Genomic DNA, 19,761 nt, shown 5'->3' with positions numbered 1-19,761 from the left:
CGACCCGGCCGCCGTGCTGGATCTGCAGAAACATCGGGCCGCCGCCCGCGGTGTCCACGGCCTTGGTGATCTGCCGCCAGCCGGACACATGGGCGTCGGTGTGGATGGCGGTGATGTTGGGGTAGGTCTGGCCGACCGCGTTGGGGGTGGCCGCTTCGGCGATGATCAGCCCTGCGGAGGCGCGCTGGGCGTAGTAGTCGGCCATGAGCGGCGTCGGGCTGCCGTCGGCATCGGCGCGGTTACGTGTCATGGGCGCCATGACCAGGCGGTTGGCCAGGTCCAGGGGGCCGAGGCGGGTGGCGGTGAAGAGCCGGGATGTGGTCGCGGTGTTCGTCATGCGGGTACCGTAGAACTTGCCATTGATGTCAGATTCAAGCTCGTACGGTGTGAGGTGCGTCATGCGGATCGGTGAACTGGCCCGGCGTACGGGGGTGAGCGAGCGGTCCCTGCGCTACTACGAGCAGCAGGGACTGCTGACAGCACAGCGCACCCCCGGCGGCCACCGCGACTATGCGGACGCCGCCGTCGACCGTGTGCTGCGCATCCAGGAGCTGTATGCCGCGGGGCTGTCCAGCACGAAGATCGGGCAGCTGCTGCCGTGTATGCGGGACGCCGACGGCGGTCCGTCCGAGATCGCCGACGCACACCTGGTCACGGACCTCACGGCGGAGCGGGAGCGCATCGACCGCATGATCGAGGACCTGCGGCGTTCGCGCGCGGTCCTGGACGAGGTGATCGACACGGCCTCCGGGCCCAGGGCGGCGAAGGGCTGAGTCACCGGTATCGGCTGCCTGCTCTCCGGTGGGGCTTCGCGGTCTGCGCCCGCCGGACGGGCGTTCACGGGTCCCGATCCTCACGTGCCCGGGCGAGCGGGCCATCCACCGGCTCGCCCGAAGCCGCCTCGCCCGAAGCCGCCTCGCCCGAAGCCGCCTCGCCCGAAGCCGCCTCGATCACCCCGTCGAGGACCTCGCGCGCGCGGGCCAGTTCCGCGATCATCCGGTTCAGCCGCTCCCGCTGCTCCCACAACTCGGAGACCAGTCGCGGGGTGGCCTCCGACGAAGGACCGCCGTCCGCGTCCCGTATGCAGGGCAGCAACGCGGCGATCTTAGAGCTGCACAACCCGGCGGCGTAGAGCTCCTGGATACGGATCACCCGGTCCACCGCGCCCTCGGCGTAGCCGCGGTGGCCGCCGGGCGTGCGGTACGAGGTGAGCAGCCCCTGCTGCTCGTAGTAGCGCAGCGAGCGCTCGCTGACTGCCGTACGGCGGGCCAGTTCACCGATGCGCAAATCGCCGCCTCCACTTGAATCTGACACCAATGTGAGCTTCTACCGTCTCGGCATGAGCAACGCAGACCTCTTCACCCCTCATTCCCTGGGGCCGCTCCAGCTGCCCAACCGCATGGTCATGGCGCCGATGACCCGGTTCCGTGCCCACGAGGACGGCACTCCCCTCCCGCTCGTCGCCGACTACTACGCGCAGCGCGCGAGCGCCGGTCTTCTCATCACCGAGGGGATCTGGCCGAGCCGGGGCGGCCAGAGCGACTGGCGCCTCCCCGGTCTGGAGACGCAAGCGCATGTGGCCGGCTGGCGGAAGGTCACCGAAGCCGTGCACGCCGCGGGCGGCAGGATCTTCGCGCAGCTGATGCACGGGGGCCGCAAGGGACATCCACTGGCCCGTATCGACGGCTCCGTCCCCGCCGGACCCTCGGCCGTTCCCGAGCCGGGGCCCGTGCACATACCGGGCGGGCGCAAGGCCGATTCGGTCGTGCCCCGCGCCATGAGCCTCGCCGACATCCGCACCGTCCTCGACGACTACGCCGAGGCCGCTCGTCACGCGATCGAGGCGGGCTTCGACGGTGTGGAACTGCACGGCGCCAACAGCTATCTCATCCACCAGTTCCTCGCGGACAACACCAACCTGCGCCAGGACGCCTACGGAGGTTCGGTGGCGGGCCGGATCAGGTTCGCCGTCGAGGCGGTCGAGGCGGTCGCCGGGGCCATCGGGGCGGAGCGGACGGCGCTGCGCATCTCGCCGGGCAATCCGCAGTTCGGGATGGCCGAGTCCGATCCCGCCCCGGTCTACCGGGCTCTGGTCGACGCGATCGACAGTGCGGGATTGGTGTACCTCCACCTCACGGACAACGCCCGCTATCCGGCACTGGACGACCTCCGCCCCCGCTGGTCCGGCCCGCTCATCGCCAACGTCGGGGAGAACGGTGAGGCGACGACCCGGGAGGCCGGAGAGAAGGTGCTGGCGGACGGTCGCGCGGACCTCGTCTCCTACGGCCGTGCCTTCATCGCCAACCCCGACCTGCCCCGGCGGTTCGCGGCCGGGGCACCGCTGAACACCATCGACGAGCGGCACCTTTACACGTACGGCGCCGAGGGCTACACCGACTATCCGCTGATGTCCGCTGCCCCGTCCGGAGGCTGATCTGTCCGGCGGCTGACCCGGCGGGGCCGCTTCACGGGCGTTGCGCCCGCCGGCAAGCCTGCTGGTTCTCCGGCGCGGAGCAGGGCAGATGGCCATGGTGTTCGATGAGGTTCCGTCCGGTGTCACCGGCCAGGAAATCCAGAAACTTTGATGTGAGCGAGTTGGGCGGCGGGGTCCCGTAGGTGTAGGCGTACTCGGGCTCCCAGAAGGGGTACGTCTCGTGCCTGACCGTGGCGATGGACGGCTGCTGCCCGTTCAGGCGCAGCAGATGAAGGTCCTTCTGCCTCTCTGCACGGTCCTTGGCCGCCTTCAGCTCGGCGTAGCCGATCGCGCCAGGTGTCCTGGCCACGGTCTTCAACACCTCTCGCGTGCTGTCGAGTTCGCAGCGGATGATGTGGGTGTTGTCGAACTTCGGTGTTCTGCAGTTGTCCGAGGTGCGCCCGGGCTCGGTCTTGCCGCCCAGCACACGGTTCTCGAACACGCCACGGGTGCCTGACTTCCCGTCCCGGCTCACCAGCCTGATGGGCAGATCCGGCCCGCCGGGGAGTTGCTTCCAGTTGGTGATCTCGCCCGAGTAGATCTTCCGCACATCCGCGAGGGAGAGATCCGAGATTCCGACATCTTTGTTCACCGCCACGGTGTACACGGACAGCGCGGTCAGATGTCCCTTGAGCTTGGGGTCCCCGGTCACTTCCAGACCGTCGGAGAAGGAGAGATACGCGGGGAAGCCCTTCGCTCCCTCTCCGGCGTTCCGGAGTGTGTCCGTTCCCCTGACGCTGCCCTGGGCGTTGACGGTGATGTGGGCGGCGCCTTCGCAGTCGTCCTCGTACGCCGTGTCCAGGTCGTTCATCACCGGCTCGAAGGCGGTGGAGCCCACGACGGTGAGTGTCCCCTCGGCGCAGCCTTGGCGCAGCGGGTCCGGTTCCAGGAGCTGAAAGCCGATGGGCTGGAGGAGCATGAGGACCACCAGGCTGCCGATGAGCCCCAGGACGCGATTGCTCGGGCGCCGGAAATTCTCGTTGTTGCGGACCCTGCCCTCCCGGATGCGACCGACGACATGCGGCTCCTTGTCGGTCCCGGCGCCGGTCAGCAACACCAGCAGTTTGAAGTGGTCGCCTTTGTTCAGCGGCACTCTCGGCAGGGAGATCTCATTGTCACGGCAGATGAGCCCAGGATTCGTCTCCGTCCCGCGCTGCGGCAGGTAGCGCAGCAGATCCGGGTGGCTGGGCTCGGTGACGGCCACGTCCATGACGGTGCGATTGGGGAAGATGGCGGTGAGGCCGCGGTGTTCCGTCGAGGGCGCCGTGATGTAGTCGTCGATGTCGATGCTGCGGAAGCCGTCGTTCTCGATGCGCAGCAGCACCAGCGAGGCCCCGGCGAGATCGGGCGTGTTCTCCAACATGCGCAGCCGATGGTGGATGTGGCCGTCGTTCGGGTTGTCGTCTATGAGCGTGTCCATCTGGACGCGGTATCCGACGCGCTTCCGGCCCGGGATCAGCCGCTCGTACGACAGCCCCCCGACCGTGACGACCACACCGAGCAGCGCCAGCAGATTCTCCGGTGCCAGCAGCTGCGTCAGCCATCCCATGATCTTTCCCCCCGTCAGGTCATGAGCTCTGAGAGGGTGAATGTATGACTCTGGTGTGGATGCGGGGCCGAGGCGACTGAAGTCTCATCAAGTGTTCGTCCTGTGTTCAACCGTCTCGCGACCCCCACCGCCGACGGCTTCGGTCAGGCGTCGCTGCGCCCGGTGTGCAGGACCTCCCGCTCCCACTCGTGCCGCGGTTGGGTGTGCAGCCGCCAGTAGTGTTCGGCGATGACGTCCGGGTCGAAGTCCGTGCCGGGGGCGACCGGGCCGTCGACGGTCACCGTGGCCACGTGCACACCGGAGGCGCCGTACTGCTGGTCGAGCAGCGCCGCCAACGACCGCACACCGGCCTTGCCGAGGGAGAGGCTGAGGTACTGCGGCTTCGGTTCGGGCATTCCGCCGGTGATGAGAAACGACCCGCTGCCACGTTCCGCCATCGCCGGGACGACGCGCGCGGCGGCGTTGATCGCCCCGACCACGTTGACGGCCCAGGCGTCCAGATGCGCGGATACGGACAGCTCGCCGAGCGAGTCCGACTGGATGAGCGCCGCGTTGTACACCACGACATCGGGCAGGCCGAATTCCTCGATCGCGGTGTCCAGGGCGGTGCGCAGGGCGCGTTCGTCGGTGCTGTCGGCGACCAGCGGGCGTATCGGTACCCCGGTGGCGGAAAGGGCTTCCGCCGCGGCCGTCAGTGTTTTCTCGGACCGTGCCACGAGGGCGATCGGCAGACCCTCGCGCGCGAAGCGGTGGGCGACCGACTGGCCGATCCCCGACCCCGCTCCGATGATCACTGCTCCCGGCATCATTGCTCCTTCGTCATCGGAGATCTCGTCGTCGGAGATCTCGGCGAAGGAAGGCTAAAGTCTCACATCAGTGTCAAGGTCAACCGCTGAGCCTCGCCGGTCTCGGGGTAGGCCAAGGGCAGAGCCAGGGTGATCCCTGATGGCGGCGCCGTAAATCGCCCGTAATTTCGCCAACATGAATCGCCATCATCTACGCCAACCCCGCATACTCACCGGCCTTGTCGCAGCAGCTGTCGTCGCGTTGGCTCTCGCGCCGATGTCCACCGCAAGCGCCCAGCAGCACCGGCCGCCGCAGCCCGCCGGTCCGGATCGCCCCGCCACCCAGGCCGCGCTGGAGGACCTGGTCGCAAGCGGCACCCCCGGCGCCATCGCCAGAGTCGACTTGGGCCGGCGGTCCTGGTACGGCACGGCCGGCGTCGCGGATCTGGAGCGACCCCGTCCACGGACGCCCGCGGATCACTTCCGTATCGGCAGCATCACCAAGACCTTCACGGCGGTCACGATATTGAAGCTCGAGGCGGAGGGGAGCCTGAGTCTGGACGACAGCGTCGAGAAGTGGCTTCCCGGAGTGTTCGTCCACAGCGACTACGACGGTCGAAGCATCACCCTTCGCCAACTCCTCAACCACACCAGCGGTGTCTTCGACATACTCAAGGACCAGGACTTCGTCTCCCGCTACACCGGCGCGGCGTTCCTGGAGCACCGCTACGACAGCTGGACGCCGGACCGGCTCGTCAAGATCGCCACCTCCCATCCGCCCCTGTTCGAGCCGGGGGGCGAGTGGCGCTACTCCAACACCGACTATCTCCTCGCGGGGATGGTCATCGAGGCCGCCACCGGCCAGAGCTACGCCGACGTGGTGGAGAGCCGGCTGCTCCGCCCGCTGCACCTCGACGAGACCGTCGTACCGGGGTTCTCCCCGACCCTGCCGGAGCCCCATGCGCGGGCGTACTCCCGTCTGTTCGTCGACTCGCCGGAGGCGCCGGTCTACGATGTCACCGAGTTCAACCCCTCCATCGCCGGGGCGGCCGGGGAGATCATCTCCACCACCCACGACCTGAACCGCTTCTTCGGCGCACTCTTCGGCAGGCGCATTCTTCCCCCGCATCAGCAGGACGAGTTGCTGACCGGCGTCGACACCGGGCGCGGATACGAGTACGGGCTCGGTGTGCGGACCTACCCCCTGACGTGCGGCGGGACGGTGTGGGGGCACGACGGAGACATCTTCGGATCGGTCACCTACGCCGTTTCGACGGAGGACGGCAGCCATGTGCTGTCGCTGAACACGAACGACAACTGGAACGACGACGAACCCGCCAGGAACGTGATCAAGGCTGATTTCTGCCGCTCGCCAGTGCGCCAGGGGAGGCCCTAAGGTCCTCGCTTGTGACCGACCTTTCCTCCCACCTCAGTACGACAGCGGATGCCTACGACGCCGTGGCCGTCCTGTACGACGAACTCTTCCGCAATGCGCTTGACAACGTTCCGCTGGATCGCGCGATGCTCGCCGCGTTCGCCGAGGTAGCGCGGGCCACCGCGGCCGCCGGGCCCGTCGCGGAGCTGGGATGCGGCCCTGGACATGTCACCGCGCATCTGCGGGACCTGGGGTTGGATGTGTTCGGCGTCGATCTGTCACCCGTGATGATCGATATCGCCCGCGAGGCGTACCCGGACCTGCGGTTCGAGGTCGGCTCCATGGACGCCCTGGACCTGGCGGACGGCGAGCTGAACGGCATTGTGTCCTGGTACTCGGCCATTCACACCCCGCCGCAGAACCTGCCCTCGTTCTTCGCGGAGTTCCGGCGGGTGCTCGCGCCTGAAGGCCACCTCCTGCTCGCGTTCTTCGAGTCGGAGGGTGACCCGGTCACGGAGTTCGACCACAAAGTGACGACGGCCTACCGGTGGCCGATCGACGAGCTCGCGGGGCTGGCCGGCAAGGCGGGGTTCGTCGAAGCCGGCCGGATGCTGCGTGAGACGCGCGAGGGGGAGCGGTTCGGCCACGGGCGTCTGCTGATGCGCAAGGGCGAATAACGCTGCGGTTGATATGGGACAGCGACACGCCGTTGTCACGGCGTGTCGCTGTCCCATACTCACCACAGACTCACCACAGACGAAAGACAGCTCACCCCACCGGCTGGCCCGGCCGTGCGAATTCCGAGGTCATCGCCACCGGGACGCGGAAGAAGCCGTCGTCGTGGTTCTGCTCCGCGGCATGCAGCAGGGCGTCGGTGTCGCCGATGCCGGCCCAGCCGAGCATGTAGCCGAGCAGCGAGGTCCGGCCGGGCGACCCTGTGTAGAACCCGTTTTCGCGGGCCCTGGTCAGGACGAGCTCCTGGTATTCGCGTGCCCGGGTCAGCAGCGAGTCGTCGCCGAGCACGCGCCCCGTGGCGATCAGCGACTGGACGACGCCACTGCTGCCGTGGCAGACGGACAGGTCCACCGGGCGACGGGCGGGCAGCCGTGTCGCCGCCTCGACCAGGGTCGTCAGCCGACGGCCGGAGAGTTCGTCCGCCCGGCCGGCGGAGAACAGGATCTCGGCGGAGGCCAGCAGCAGACCGGCCGCACCGTTGCACCACCCCGCGAGCGACGTTCCCGTACCGGACCCGGCCCGTGCGGTCAGCCAGTCCGCGGACTCCCTGGCCGGCGTCTCGTCGCCGAGGACCCTTCCGATACGGGCGCGGGCCCACTGGAGCCCCAGCTCGCCGTGTGCCAGGTCGAACCACGGGGCGGTCCTGGGGGCCTGGAGGTGGCCCAGGACCAGATCGCGCAGGCGTGCGAGCCGGGCTTCGCCGCACAGGGCGGCGGGGTCGTCGCCGGCCTCCAGACGGGACAGCAGGACCATCAGCAGACCGGCCGGGCCATTGCTCAGGTCGGTCTCCAGGTCGTTCGACGCGGACCGTGCGTCGATCTTGTCGAGAAGGGATCCGAGCCAGTCGGTCGGCGCCGCCTGCGGTCGGGTGAGCAGCAGGGAGGAGGCGCCGCTGAACACGGATTCCGGCGTCTGGTTCAGCGTCTCGCCGTACTCCGTGAGCAGTTCGTCGAGTCCCTGGTCGGCGCGGTGGTGAATGGTCCGGAAGCCGTCGTCCAGGGTGGTCGCCCGGTTGAGGAAGGCGATGATGCCGCCCATGTCGTGGAACGAGACGAAGTTGCCCGGGGTGATGGTCCCCGCGGCCCGCCCGGGGCCGATGCCGCCCAGCCAGCCGGTCCGCGGGCCGTCCGGGGTGTGGAGGGTTACGCCGAGGTCGGCGATCCGACGCGCGATCTCCGGCCACCAGGTGCCCGGGCGGGCGTGCCGCAGGGGCGCCGCGAACACGCTGTGCCGGGACAGCCCGGCCGGGCTGTCCTCGCCGAACACCTCGCCGAAGCACTCCTCGAGCAGATAGTGGTGGTAGCCGTCCGGCCGGGCGGCGTTGAGGGTGACGCCACGCCGGGCGTGGTCCACCGACGAGGTCTTGAACACCTCCGGGAAGCGCACCCGCGAGGTCGCCAGGTCGGTGGAGTCCGCCCGCGAGCTGAAATAGGGCACGTTCCCCGTGTTCATACCGGCGCGCTCCTCGTCGCCGATGTGACTGGCCAACTCGGGTGTGAACTGGCCGGAGTTCCCGAGCAGCCCGAACAGCCGCTGGGCCTCCTCGGGCCGGGCGAGGTAGGAGGGGTGCGTCGAGGCGTCCATGAACCGGGCGTAGACCAGCGTCGCCCGCAGCACATACCGGACGGGCATGTCCCGATGGGCGTCGAGGATCGCCGGGATCGCACCGCCGCGCACGAACTCGAGGGCGTCGGAGTAGCCGCTCAGCACATCGGAGAAGTAGTCGGTCGCGGACAGCGGCACGTCACCCAGCCGTGGCAGGTTGGCATCCTGCCGGTAGGTGATGGGGTCCCGCCCGACGGACATGCCGTCGGTGCCGATGTCGCGGATCACCGTCTTGGTCATCTTGGAGGGCTGGTCGCCGGCCACGCCCACCCCCGCCATGAGGACGTCGACGGGGGAGGCCGGGCTCATCGAGGGGACGAGCATCGTGGAGACGACCGACAGCTTCATGTGATTGATCAGCAGGTGCGGAAGCGTATCGTTGCCGACGCCCGCGTCCGGCCGCAGGATGGTCTCGGTGTCGATCACGCAGGGATTCTCGCCGTGGGCCAGCAGATTCTCGTCGTGCAGATCGGATGCCCCGATGGCGGAGAGGATCGCGCACAGCGCGCCGAACCGGTAGAAGTACCGGGCGGGTTGATCGGGCGAGGCCATCGGCTCCGACGGAATGAACTGCTGCCAGCCGTGGGAGCCGGACGTCACCGACATGGGCAGGCAGTCCCGCAGCGAGAAGGTGAGGTAGGGGTCGGCTGCGGTGTACAGGTCCCGTACGAAACTGTCCGTCGCCAGGGCGCGCGGCTTGAAGATCAGCCGCGTACCGCTGGTCAGCCGCACCCCGATCACCTGGCGGTTGTCGTTGTGCGGATCGGACCCGGTGAGGAAGAGGTCCTCGATCAGCTCCCCGGCCGCCGCGGTACGGGGCGTCAGGCAGTCGGCCCGCAGCGCCTCCTGGTCCGCCATGTACGCGGCGAACATATCGGTGTACGCGTCAAGGGAGTTGTCCACCAGAACCGTCAGCCGCTGCCGCAGCACCGGGAAGGCGTCGGCGATGCGCCGGCAGGTGCCGGGCGCGCCGAGATGCCTGCGGAACCGCTGCAGCGCCTCGTCGACGTCGGCCGTCATGGGCAGCCCAAGGCCCTCGCGGAAGGTGTGGAACTCGCCGATCAGCGTACGGAAGGAGTGGCCCTCGACGGCTGTCAGCAGCTCCCCCCAGATCGCGTCCAGCACCGCCTCGCGGCGTTCGGGGCGGGCGGCCGGAGCCATCACCTCGCGCAGCGCCGCGACCACGGAGCTCCTGGGCACGAGGTGCTGATAGAAGGGGAGGAAGGCGGGGATCGAGACGTCCGGGTCGGGGATCGAGCCCTCCGGGCCGGTCGTGCTTTCCGGTCCCGACATCAGGACATCGGGGTCACTTTCCGCGTAGAGATTCATGTAGACCGGTCCTCCGTTCAGCAATTCCTCGTGTGTGCCCTGTTCGATGACGCGTCCGCGGTCGAGCACGTAAATGCGGTCGGCCGCTTTGATGGTCGCCAGCCGGTGGGCGATGATGATCTGCGTTGCGCCGATGTCCTGGATGATGTCCGTGACGCGTCGCTCGTTGATGGTGTCCAGCGAGGCCGTCGCCTCGTCGAGCACCAGAATCGCGGGCCGCTGCAGCAGGGTCCGTACGATGGCGAGCCGCTGCCGCTGACCGCCGGAGAAGTTCGCGCCCATTTCCGAGATCAGCGTGTTGAGCCCCATGGGAAGGTCCTGGAGGAAGTCGAGGATTCCGACGCTCTCGCAGAATTCACGGACTTGTTCCTCGGGGATGTCCTGCCCCATCGTCAGGTTCTCCAGGATCGTGCGGTTGTGCAGATGCACTTCCTGGGGGATGTATCCGATGGAGCGGCGCAGCGAATCCTTGTCGTATTCGCTCATGTCCCGCCCGCCGAACTCGATGGTGCCGCTCGTCGGTTCGTACAGCCCGCAGATGATCCGCCCCAGGGTGCTCTTACCGGATCCCGAGGGGCCGACGAGGGCGACCTTGGCCCCGGCCGGAATGTCGATCGAGACATCGCTCAGCACCGGGTCGCTGTGGCGCGTGTACTGGAAGCCGATGTCGGTCAGGCGGATGGAGGTCGAGGGCAGCCGCTTGAGGTCGCCGCCGCGATCCTCCGAGGGCGTCTCGGCGATGTCGTTGAGCCGCGCCATGTAGCGGGACGCCTCGGCGAACTCGGTGCAGGTCTGGAACACCGAGGTCGACAGCGCGAAGTAGGTGCCGGACACCGTCTGCACCGCCATGGCCTGGCCCAGGGAGATCTGCCCGTGGCCGACGAGATACAGGCTCGACAGCAGCAGGATCAGCGGGCCGAACATCTGGGTGGTGGAGGTCAGGCCCGAGATCCGGCCCTGTTGCAGGCGCATGCGGTCCTTCATCGCCTGGAGCGACGAGGAATAGACCTTGCTCCAGCCGGCCAGGAACTCGGCGGCGTAACCGCCCATCTTGATGGTGGGCACCGAGACGATCGCGTCCAGCTGGGCCGACTGGCTCTTGCTCAGCTGGGTCATCTCCGTGTCCACGGACTCCAGCACGCGGACCCGGGTCTTCATCAGATAGAGGGCATTGACCAGGGACAGTCCCGCCGCTATCAGGCCGAGGCGCCATTCGGCGATCAGCAGATAGCCGCTGACGCACACCAGTGTCCCGACGTCCAGTACGCCCTGGGCCACGCGTGAGGAGAGCAGATCCCTGATCACATTCACGCTGTTGAGCCGGAACAGAAGTTCGCCGGGTTGTCGCGTCGTGAAGAACTTGTACGGAAGGGAGAGCAGCTTGGAGAACGTCTGGATCATCAGATGCTCGCCCATCATCGCCACCACGGACGAGAGAACGGCGACTCTGAGCAGATACAGCGCGAAATACCCGACGGCCACGGCGATGATGACCGAAAGGACCGTGGCCAGGTCGTCCAGCCCTCCCCAGCGGGCGTACCGGTTGACCGACCATTCCGTCAGCATCGGTATGCCGAGGGTTCCCGCGTATCCACCGAGCGAGAGAAATCCCACCATCGCGATCCGCCTGCGCGAACCCTTCGCGAAGAGCGAGACCCCGCGCCACTCCGCCATGAACTTCCGTGGCGTCGGTTCGAAGTCGGGGCCGGGCTCGGCGGACACCGCGATACCGCTGAAGCCGGCCTCCAGTTCTTTCCTGCTGAGGCGCCGCCGCCCGAGCGCCGGGTCCATGATGACCGCTCTGCGGCCGTCGAACCGTTCGAGGACCACGAAGTGGTGGTCCTCCCAGTAGAGGATCACCGGCGAGGTGAACTTCGCGAGGGCCGACACGTCCTTGACGCGGAAGAGCTTCGCGTCCATGCCTCGTTCCCGCAGGAAGCGGGCCAGTTGGGTGGCGCTGAGGCCGTCCCGGCCGGCCTCCATGACCTGCCGCGCGCTGGATATCTCCTCCGCGCGCCCGTGGTAGCGCAGCACCGCGACGCAGCAGCACAGGCCGCATTCGGTCTGGGCCACCTGCGTGATCGTCGGTACCCGCCGGTCCGGGCCGGACCGGCGGACGATGGTGTTCCACGTCATGTCATCGGCCCTCCGTACTCAGCTCGACGGGGGACAGCCGAGCGGACGGATCGAGGCGGTTGACGAGATGGATCACCATCCCGGCGGTCCCGACGAGGAGGCTGTTGGTGTGCGCGTACCGGCTCCGGGTGTCACCGGCCTTGCGGGTGAACACTTCGGGGCGCAGCCATGTCCGCTCGACGTCCGCGACCGCGGTGTGCAGCGAATCCTCTGTGCTCGCCACGGTGGAGAGGATGTCGTGGTTGCCGAGATCCCCATGGCACCAGGTCAGATTGCGCCCGAAACCGCGGTGGACCAGGTTGCCCACGGCCACCTTCCGCATGCGCTCCACCGACTCGTCGCCGGTCATCGCGGTGTACGTCGTGAGGGCGAGGGCGATGCCGGCCGAGCCGTGGCACCAGCCGGTCGAGAAGGACCCGGGGGCGGCCATGTTGGAGTGCCAGTCGTCCTCGGCGGGGTCGTAGAAGTTCCATAGCCGGTCGAGCAGGCGCGACAGCGTGGCCTCGACGCCCTTTCGCTGCTGCTCGGGCAGACGCGGGTAGGCCCGGCTCAGCGCGTGGATGACACCGCTGACCCCGTGTCCGAAGCCGGACTGGTCGAGTACGGGGTGGTGTGCGTCCGGCCGCAGGGCGTCCGTGAGCATGGCCGTCAGCGTGGCGGCCGACTCGCCGGCGTTCGGTCCGCCGATGGCCGTCACACAGGACAGGACCCCCGCCAGCCCGCTGATCATGTCCAGCGGCCGGTCAGCCGCAGGTCCAGCGGCCACGAGGTCGAGCACGTCGGGCACCGCCAGCTGCGCGGCGCGGACCCAATCGGGCTGTCCGAGCAGCCTGCCCGCCGCCGCCAGCGCGAACAGCATGCCGGCCGATCCGGTGTAGGCCGAGTAGGGCGCCGTCTGCCTGGTGTCCGATGTCTCGGGCGGTAGATCGGGCAGGGGATCGGACAGGCCCTCCGCGATGGCCGAGAAGATCTGTGTGGCGAGGCCGCGGTAGGCGGGGTGGTCCAGGACGCGGCCGGCCGCCGCCAGGGCCAGCGCGGGGCCGACCCTCCCCGTGTACAGGTCGTATCCGAGCACCGCGGGCGGCCATGGCCGATTGGACTGCGCGGAGGCGAGCGGGCCGATCCAGGTATGGGGAAGATCGGCGAACCGGTCGGGCAGGGCCGAGGCGACCATGGTGTCGCACAGCCGGGTCACGACCCCGGCGAGCGTGTCGCCCGGAGTCCCCGTCGGCCGCCCGCCCGCTGTGGCGCCGGGCAGCGGGGCGTCGAAGTCGTCGGCCGAGGTCAGATGGTTGTCGGGGAAGCGGCAGGAGAAGGCGGAGTGAATGAGCCGCAGCTGCTCGCCCACCTCGAACTCGGTCAGGGCGGCAACCTTGGCCGCGGCCAGATCGAGTGGCGATGTGGGCAACGCCGCCTCGACCTCGGTGCCCTCGCCGTCCGTGAGGGCCACGTCCGTCGCGGCAACGGTGAAGTAGGGGATGTCGCGCCCCGCGAGCTGCCGCAACTCGGAGCGGACGATCGCGCGCGCGGAGGGCTCGCTGACGATGGCCACCCGTTTCAGCGCCGCCAGATAGGACGCGGGGTCACTCATGGCCCGGGCGCTCGACGCCGTGCGCAGCGTCTGCGTGTACAACATCGTGGGGTTGTGGAGGTAGCGCACGCGCACGCCGGCAGCGGCCTTGCGCACCAGCGCCGTCCAGCGTCCCTTGTCCGACAGCACCGCGCGGCACACCCGGACGAATCCGGCCGCCATCCCCTCGCCCAGTGCGTGGACCTCGTCCTGGCTCAGCGTCCCCACGACCGTCTGCCGTTCCTCCGCCGCCTGCTTGCTCAGCGTCAGTCGCACCTGGTCGGTGAACGGGGCGTCGAACTGGAGGGACTTGAACGGCGACTCGCCGCTGCCCTGTTCGCCGAGGAAGCCGAGGTCGACATAGCCGGAGTCCTCGTCCCGGCCGGCCATGAGCAGGGGCAGGATCCCGATGCCGTAGACCGACTGCGCGATCCTGTGATGGGCATTGTCCGGTGTCTCCTCGGGCGTACCGAGGTGGAGCCGGACGGGCTGGAGGATCGTCTCCAGGTCGATCGGCACCGGGCCGCGGCGCGTGGCGACGACATTCTCGAGATGCATGTCCTGCGCGTTGAGCAGATACATCACGGCGGCGAGCTCGCCGCTGGCCGCCATGAACCGTGCGGAGATGTCGGAGACGTCCTCCGCTGCCACGTACTCCACATATCCATAGCCGGCCCGCTCCAGGACCTTGGCGGCGACCAGGGAGGTGCCCAGCCAGTCGTTGGCCTCGCGGGCGATGACGGCGTACGCGGCCTCGCAGGACACGTCGCGCGGCTTGTAGGCCAGCTTCCTGCCGGACCGGAACTCCAGGACGGACACGCTGCGGCCATGGTGGTGGGCGTCGCCGTCGGCGAATCCGCAGGAGACGACCTGGTCCTCCGCATCGATGCCGAAAGTGGCGGCGATGGCGTCCCGGTCTGCTGCGAGCCGCAGGCACAGCTCCCGGAAGTTGTGCGCCTCGTAGGCCAGCACGACGCGTGTGACATCCCGCAGTACGGGAAACGACAGGCCGCTCAGTTCCTCGAAGGAACCGCGGACCGACTGGTCGACGAAATACCGGTACCGCAGGGCCGGGTCCGCGCCCACGAGCCGACCGTGGCGGCGTGCGTGGTTGACGGCGACGACCAGCGGCCTGGTGTACACCGCGCGCAGCCGGGCCTCGGCACGCTCCAGCAACTGCCGTAGTAGGTCCGGGGGATCGGCGAACAGCGGCGCGAACGGGGCGGTCGGATCGGGGTCCGCGAGCGAGGCGGCGGCGTTCCTGATGATTTTCTGGAACGGGTAACGCTCAGGGGCCGCGCACCACTGTGTCACAGCGTCGCGCGTGGCGGCGCTCCGTGATACGGCGGCCCGGGGGATTTCGATGCCTCGGAAAAATTCGAGGGTCTGTGCGTCGAATTGCGCCAGCGGCGCGATGGAATCCGAGATCTGAGCGTCGCTCAGTTCCGGATAGTACGGGGCTGTGGTTTTCACGACTCGTAATACTCCATATCCAGGTGGACGCGCCGGAATTCGGCGGACGGGGCGGAACCGGGGGCCCGTCCGAAGGCCCCCGTTCCGCCGCGATGCGCTACGTACTCACCGAACCGGACGCCCGGCGCTCAGCACCTGCTGGTGCACTTGGTGGTGGGGCAGAACGCGGCGGAGACCCCGACGGCGACCCCGGCCTGGATGGCAACGATGCCGAGGATCAAGCCGGTGACGGCGGGATCGGTGCCCCCGTGGACGTCTGCCTCGCTCAATTCGACGAGCTCGGCCTCGTCCCATGCGCCGAGGATGTCCGTGTCCTTCTGCATAGCAATTTCCTCCTCTGGCTTTCGTCAGTTGCAGTTGGGCTGGCATTCCTTGGACAGGGTGCAGAACAATCCGAACCCGCCGTTCCCTCCGAAGTGCGAACTGACGCGGAAGATGATTTTGACTGTGTCGATCGGGCTGATCGTGCCGCCGTGCTGTGCGGCGTCGTGCAAGTCCTGTTCCGCGAGCTCTTCCACGAGGGAAATATCTCCCTCGAATTCCTGATGCATTTTCTGTCTCCTTCGTCGGACTGATTACGGTCGCCGAGCGCCCCGCTCTTCCGGCGGCCCGTGAATTCATTCTGCGAGGCCGTTGTTGAATGGCCGCATGGCGAAGAGCGGGGTTCGCGCACAGGCCGTGCATACGGCCCGCACAGGCGTCGGGCTCGGGCGTCGGGCGTCGGGCGAACGGTGCGAGGCGTCAGGCGGCCGGCGCCAGAGTCGCCACGAGACGCTGGGCCTCCGCGCGATCCCAGTTCAGCGCCGCGGTCCGCATCGCCACGACGTTCGGTGGCAGGTCGAGCCCCAGGTCGTCGGCGAACAGGCGTTGACACCGCCCGATGACGTCCAGGGCGCCGACGGCATCGCCGTTGATGCAGTGCACCGCGGACAGCAGCTCCCAGAAGCGCTGCCGATAGGGCGCCTCGGCGATGGCGCTCTCGATCCGATAGGAGAGCGTTTCGGTGCGGTCGGCGAGGACGGCGGCGGTGAACAGGTCCTGATACGCGTCGAAGCGCGCGCTGTTGAGCCCGGCGACATGCGCGCCGAACCAGCGGGTCGGCGGCAGGCTCGGGCCGAACGGGCCGCGCCACAGCGCCACCGTCTTCTCCAGCGCGGCCACCGCCCGCTCCGCGTCGCCGCGCAGCAGCAGGTTGCGGCCGTGCCGGGCGGACACCATGAACATCGGTACGTCGAATTCCTCGGGGGCGACGTCCAGGGCGTAGCCGCTGAGGCTGCCGCGGCAGGTCCGCACCCGCCGGCTCAGGCCCGGTTCGATGTCGTCGAGGTCGCGGCGCAGCGCCGTGAGGTGACTGCGGATGTTGGCCGCGGCGGAGGCGGGCGGTTCATCCCACAGCAATTCGGTGAATTCGGCGACCGTGATGGCCTGTCCGGCGCGGAGCAGAAGGGCGGTGAGAATGGCTCGCCGGAGTGGCGAGGACGGTTCGTCTCCGCCGAGGACTTTCATGGGGCCGAGAACTCTGAAGAGCATGAGCGATTCCGCCGCCCGTGGGTCCCGGTCGATGGTCGAGAGGGCCGCCCTTTCCCCCTCGCTTTTCATGGCTGTCTTGATGGCCGTCAACTCTCTTCTCCCCGTTTTCCAGCTCGTCGAGATCGAGCAGACCGTGATGCCGCGTGAATGCCGGCAATCAATGCCTACCAACGCGGCCCGGGCGGAACAACGGATGGACGGCGTCCCGGACAGTCCGCTGCCGTCCGGCCCCTGTCCGGCACCGTCCTGCCTGGTCAGAGAGGTGCGCGGCGGTCGTCCTGGACGTCCCGGACGGATCCGCCGCGGGTTGACAGGCAACCGCATGGTTGCCATTCTGGGGCAACGGAGGGATGACCACATGGACGACGCATTCCGGGCGCTCGCCGACGCCAGTCGCAGGCGTCTGCTGGACCGGCTTCATACGCGGAACGGGCAGACCCTGCGGGAGCTGTGCGAGGGCCTGGAAATGAGTCGGCAGGCCGTGAGCAAGCACCTGGTGGTGCTGGAGGCGGCCGGCCTGGTCACGGCCGTCCGGCGGGGGCGGGAGAAGCTGCACTATCTGAATCCGGTGCCCATCCAGGAGATATCGGATCGATGGATCGGCAAATACGAGCGCGGGCGGCTGAGCGCCCTCGGTCATCTCAAGCGGACCCTGGAAGGAGCAACCGTGAGCAAGCCCGAATTCGTCTACGCAATTTACATCCAGACCACGCCGGAGCGGCTGTACGAGGCGCTGACCGACGCCGAGTTCGCCCAGCGGTATTTCGACGGCTGGGGGCCCAAGTCCGACTGGAAGGTCGGGTCGCCGGTGCTGTGGAAAATGGGCCCCGACGCGGATTACGAGGACCTGGACCAGCAGGTGCTGGAGGCGGAGCCGGGCAAGCGGCTCGCGTACAGCTGGCACCGGATCTTCCCGATGCACCGGGAGCTGTTCGGCTCGGACGAGGAATACGAGGAGGCCCGCAAGGAGAAGTCCAGGGTCGCCTTCGACATCGAACCGGCGGAGGAGCCGGGAATGGGTGTGAAGCTGACCATCACGCACGGCGGATTCGACAGCCCGGACAGCAAGATGCTGGAGGGCGTGAGCGGCGGCTGGGTGATGATCCTCTCGTCCCTGAAGACACTCCTCGAGGGTGGCAAGCCGGTGGCGGAGCAGTAGGTCGCGTGGTCCGAGGCGGCGGCGGGTGGGCTACCAGTTGCCCGTCGCCAACTCCGCCACGACCGCCGCGTGGTCGGAGGGCCAGACGCCGACCTCGTCGACAGGTCCGTCGCCCGCGCGGCGTACGGAGCGTACGTGGCCGAGTCCGTCGGGTCCCGGCGGGCCGACGTGGATGTAGTCGATACGCACGCTCGGCTCGAAGGTCCGGGCGACGTACGGGTTGGCGGCGTCCCAGGTGGCCCACGGCGCCGCCGGGTCGGCGTACTCCCAGACGTCCAGGAGGACCTGCCCGGGGACGGCCGGGGCCGTGCGGCATCCGCCGAGCAGCCGCATCTCGTCGGAGTCCGGCCAGGCGTTGTAGTCCCCGGTGACCACCGGCGGGAAGGGACCGGCGCCGCGGCGCTCGGCGATGAAGCGGGCCAGGGCGGTGACCTGGGCGCAGCGGACCGCGGACTCGTGCAGGTCGGCGTTGAGGTGGGTGGTGAAGAACGGCGCGGGGTGGCTGGGCGCGTCCACCAGGGCGTACAGGGCGAGCCGCCCGTCGTCCGGGCCGCCCGCGGCCGGCAGCCGCGCCACGTCCCGCTCGGCGATGGGCCAGCGGCTGAGCACCGCGTTGCCGAAGTCGATGGTCGGGTCCCCGATACGGTGCTGCCACTTCTGGGGGGAGTCGGAGGCGGCCCAGGTCCAGTGCATGCCGAGCCGCTGCGCGAGCCAGCCCGCGAGGTTTTCGTCGCCGTCCGCCCACACCTCCTGCAGCCCGAGCACATCACGCGCATGCCGCCGCTCCCGCCTTCCCATTCGTCGCGTGTGGTGATCACCTTCCGGGTGCGATCACCACAATCTCGACCAGATGCGGCGCGGGGCGTCGATCAAACGGCTGAGCGCCACGACCGGCAGCGGCGGCTGGGCGGCCCGGTCGGGGGTGAGGGTGAGCGCGTAGTAGATCTGCTCCAGCGAGGGCGGGCCGACGGCCAGGTTGCGGCGGGTGGCCGCGGGGCCCGTCTGCTCGCCCGTACGGACCAGATACGCGGCGGCCATCGTGCCCGTACGGCCCACCCCCGCGCCACCGTGGACGAACACCCGGCCGGGCGCGTTGCGGACGACGTCCAGGAAGCGGTCGACCTTGCCGGGCTCGGGCGTCTGACCGTCCCGCACGGGCAACGCGGCCACGCCCCGCGCGGGGGCGGGCTGCACGGTGGGTGCGGTGGACGCCGTGGCACGGCGCCCCCACCCGCGAACCGCCACCGCGCGGGCTGCCCGACGACGTGGGCGCCGCCGGAGTTGTGGGCGGTGGGCGTGGGGTGGCGGTCGAGGGCGCGGCTGGTGCGGTGTGCGGGGATCACCGGGCTGAGGCCGGGCCGGGCGTAGGGACGGTGGCCGCCGGGGTGGCGCCCGGCGCGGCGCGCAGTCTGCGGCGCGGCGGGGCCGATGTCGAGGGCGGCGGTCAGGCCGCGCGCCATCGGCACCATCCACAGGTCCTTCTCCAGCGGCTGCAACGTCTCGGGCAGTGTCTCGGCGACCGGGCCGGGCCCGAGCAGGCGGGCGCCGCGCGCCGGACGGGCGGCCAGCGCGGTGATGGGGCGGCTCTGGAACAGCCACAGCCCGCCGTCCTGGTCGAAGCCGAACTCGATGTCCTGCGGGCCACCGATCACCTGCTCCGCGCGGTGCGCCAAGCGCGCCCCGGTGCAGCTCGGCCCTGGTGAGCGGCCGCGAAGCCGAGGGGTCGGCGGGGCCGCTGGGCGGTTCCGTACGCAGCAGCGTCTCTAATCGGCTTGGGTTTCCTGGGTGATCCCGGGTGCTCGGGATCGTGCGGGAGGGTGACTCGGCCACGGTCGTCTTCGGACGGGGGTGGTGTGGGCGTGGCGGTGGAAGCCTGCCCCGAGTCTGGCCCCGTCCGGCTGATGCCGTGCGGGGGTGCCGATCGTGTTCGGTCCCTGCTGCCGTGGACACCGCCGGCTGCGGTGGGTCGGGTGCGTGGGGGTCCGCCCCGCCGGACGCTGTCCACCCGGCCGCGCCCTGGTGGGGGCACGGTTGTCGGGTGG

At 69.1% G+C, this 19,761-nt stretch carries 16 protein-coding genes and 1 pseudogene; 6 read left to right on the top strand and 11 right to left on the bottom strand.

What is annotated here, in order from left to right:
- The coding region (locus CCN51_RS26520) for an oxidoreductase (RefSeq protein WP_483883448.1) at positions 1 to 337 on the bottom strand (337 nt) is incomplete at its 3' end.
- 61 nt (positions 338 to 398) lie between these two features.
- Between CCN51_RS26520 and CCN51_RS26515 the strand changes: the two genes are divergently transcribed.
- Positions 399 to 773, top strand: coding sequence for a MerR family transcriptional regulator (locus CCN51_RS26515; RefSeq protein WP_014179550.1), 375 nt, complete (start codon positions 399 to 401; stop codon positions 771 to 773).
- Between the two features lie 160 nt (positions 774 to 933).
- Here CCN51_RS26515 and CCN51_RS26510 read toward each other — a convergent pair.
- Positions 934 to 1,287, bottom strand: a pseudogene (locus CCN51_RS26510) (MerR family transcriptional regulator); the annotation flags it as partial.
- Positions 1,288 to 1,339: 52 nt separating this feature from the next.
- On the opposite strand from CCN51_RS26510, the gene CCN51_RS26505 reads away from it, so the two are divergent.
- Positions 1,340 to 2,434: an alkene reductase gene (locus CCN51_RS26505; RefSeq protein WP_043491550.1), complete on the top strand. Its 1,095-nt coding sequence runs from the start codon at positions 1,340 to 1,342 to the stop codon at positions 2,432 to 2,434.
- A 31-nt stretch (positions 2,435 to 2,465) separates the two neighbouring features.
- On the opposite strand, the gene CCN51_RS26500 is transcribed toward CCN51_RS26505, so the two are convergent.
- Positions 2,466 to 4,022, bottom strand: coding sequence for a substrate-binding domain-containing protein (locus CCN51_RS26500; protein ID WP_014179553.1), 1,557 nt, complete (start codon positions 4,020 to 4,022; stop codon positions 2,466 to 2,468).
- Positions 4,023 to 4,165: 143 nt separating this feature from the next.
- Positions 4,166 to 4,828, bottom strand: coding sequence for an SDR family NAD(P)-dependent oxidoreductase (locus tag CCN51_RS26495; RefSeq protein ID WP_043487571.1), 663 nt, complete (start codon positions 4,826 to 4,828; stop codon positions 4,166 to 4,168).
- Positions 4,829 to 5,084: 256 nt separating this feature from the next.
- Between CCN51_RS26495 and CCN51_RS26490 the strand changes: the two genes are divergently transcribed.
- Both CCN51_RS26490 and CCN51_RS26485 read left to right on the top strand, forming a co-directional pair.
- Positions 5,085 to 6,203: a serine hydrolase domain-containing protein gene (locus tag CCN51_RS26490; protein WP_238545466.1), complete on the top strand. Its 1,119-nt coding sequence runs from the start codon at positions 5,085 to 5,087 to the stop codon at positions 6,201 to 6,203.
- Positions 6,204 to 6,214: 11 nt separating this feature from the next.
- Positions 6,215 to 6,859, top strand: coding sequence for a class I SAM-dependent DNA methyltransferase (locus tag CCN51_RS26485; RefSeq protein WP_014179556.1), 645 nt, complete (start codon positions 6,215 to 6,217; stop codon positions 6,857 to 6,859).
- A 91-nt stretch (positions 6,860 to 6,950) separates the two neighbouring features.
- Here CCN51_RS26485 and lanM read toward each other — a convergent pair whose 3' ends face one another.
- The 5 genes from lanM to CCN51_RS26460 all read right to left on the bottom strand — a co-directional run bounded on the left by lanM (position 6,951) and on the right by CCN51_RS26460 (position 16,560).
- Positions 6,951 to 11,987 carry a type 2 lanthipeptide synthetase LanM gene (gene lanM, locus CCN51_RS55115; protein ID WP_014179557.1) on the bottom strand — a complete coding sequence of 1,679 codons (5,037 nt, stop codon included), beginning with the start codon at positions 11,985 to 11,987 and terminating at the stop codon, positions 6,951 to 6,953.
- A 1-nt stretch (position 11,988) separates the two neighbouring features.
- Positions 11,989 to 15,030, bottom strand: a complete 3,042-nt coding sequence (locus tag CCN51_RS26475) for a type 2 lanthipeptide synthetase LanM family protein (protein ID WP_014179558.1) — start codon at positions 15,028 to 15,030, stop codon at positions 11,989 to 11,991.
- A 128-nt stretch (positions 15,031 to 15,158) separates the two neighbouring features.
- Complete coding sequence (locus CCN51_RS26470; protein ID WP_014179559.1) at positions 15,159 to 15,353, bottom strand: class II lanthipeptide, LchA2/BrtA2 family; 195 nt, start codon at positions 15,351 to 15,353, stop codon at positions 15,159 to 15,161.
- A 24-nt stretch (positions 15,354 to 15,377) separates the two neighbouring features.
- Complete coding sequence (locus tag CCN51_RS26465) at positions 15,378 to 15,581, bottom strand: plantaricin C family lantibiotic (protein ID WP_014179560.1); 204 nt, start codon at positions 15,579 to 15,581, stop codon at positions 15,378 to 15,380.
- Between the two features lie 190 nt (positions 15,582 to 15,771).
- The gene (locus CCN51_RS26460; RefSeq protein WP_106436707.1) at positions 15,772 to 16,560 is read right to left on the bottom strand and encodes an AfsR/SARP family transcriptional regulator; all 789 of its coding nucleotides are present in this window, start codon (positions 16,558 to 16,560) and stop codon (positions 15,772 to 15,774) included.
- 358 nt (positions 16,561 to 16,918) lie between these two features.
- Here CCN51_RS26460 and CCN51_RS26455 point away from each other — a divergent pair, with 358 nt between their 5' ends.
- On the top strand, positions 16,919 to 17,719 hold the full coding sequence (locus CCN51_RS26455) for an ArsR/SmtB family transcription factor (protein WP_014179562.1): 801 nt from the start codon (positions 16,919 to 16,921) through the stop codon (positions 17,717 to 17,719).
- Positions 17,720 to 17,749: 30 nt separating this feature from the next.
- On the opposite strand, the gene CCN51_RS26450 is transcribed toward CCN51_RS26455, so the two are convergent.
- Together CCN51_RS26450 and CCN51_RS57905 are read right to left on the bottom strand one after the other, a co-directional pair.
- Positions 17,750 to 18,517: an endonuclease/exonuclease/phosphatase family protein gene (locus tag CCN51_RS26450; RefSeq protein WP_014179563.1), complete on the bottom strand. Its 768-nt coding sequence runs from the start codon at positions 18,515 to 18,517 to the stop codon at positions 17,750 to 17,752.
- 33 nt (positions 18,518 to 18,550) lie between these two features.
- Positions 18,551 to 18,913, bottom strand: coding sequence for a phosphatase domain-containing protein (locus CCN51_RS57905; RefSeq protein ID WP_319637662.1), 363 nt, complete (start codon positions 18,911 to 18,913; stop codon positions 18,551 to 18,553).
- Between the two features lie 5 nt (positions 18,914 to 18,918).
- On the opposite strand from CCN51_RS57905, the gene CCN51_RS57900 reads away from it, so the two are divergent.
- Complete coding sequence (locus CCN51_RS57900; protein ID WP_238545467.1) at positions 18,919 to 19,422, top strand: hypothetical protein; 504 nt, start codon at positions 18,919 to 18,921, stop codon at positions 19,420 to 19,422.
- The last annotated feature ends 339 nt before the right edge of the window (positions 19,423 to 19,761 follow it).

It is taken from the genome of Streptomyces milbemycinicus (assembly GCF_002154605.1).
Classification (GTDB): Bacteria; Actinomycetota; Actinomycetes; order Streptomycetales; family Streptomycetaceae; genus Streptomyces; species Streptomyces milbemycinicus.
Note: the sequence above shows the minus strand (reverse complement) of the source record. Positions and strands in the feature narration are given on the sequence as shown.